The organism is Staphylococcus schweitzeri (genome assembly GCF_002902405.1).
Lineage (GTDB): Bacteria > Bacillota > Bacilli > Staphylococcales > Staphylococcaceae > Staphylococcus > Staphylococcus schweitzeri.
This window is the reverse complement of sequence record NZ_PPQS01000017.1, coordinates 1-236: the sequence shown is the minus strand read 5'-3', so window position 1 is coordinate 236 and position 236 is coordinate 1. Positions and strand designations below refer to the sequence as shown.

Genomic DNA, 236 nt, shown 5'->3' with positions numbered 1-236 from the left:
TCTGATGTTTCTTCTTCGAAGTATCCGTTATCAATTGTGAAATCATCATGATCCGTAATTGTTACGTCAACTTCACCACCATCGGCATCTTTATCATCTTCAGTTGTATTTGTACCTGTTTGTGTTAAGCCAGCAGGCTTTTCAAAGATAACTTTGTATTTACCGCTATCTAAATTATCGAAACGATATTTACCATTTTCATCTGTTTTAGTTGTTCCAATTACTTCACCTTTTTC

1 protein-coding gene is annotated in these 236 nt (G+C 34.3%); it reads right to left on the bottom strand.

What is annotated here, in order from left to right; genetic code table 11:
* The coding region (locus CD116_RS04045; protein WP_142381039.1) for an SdrD B-like domain-containing protein at positions 1–236 on the bottom strand (236 nt) is incomplete at both ends.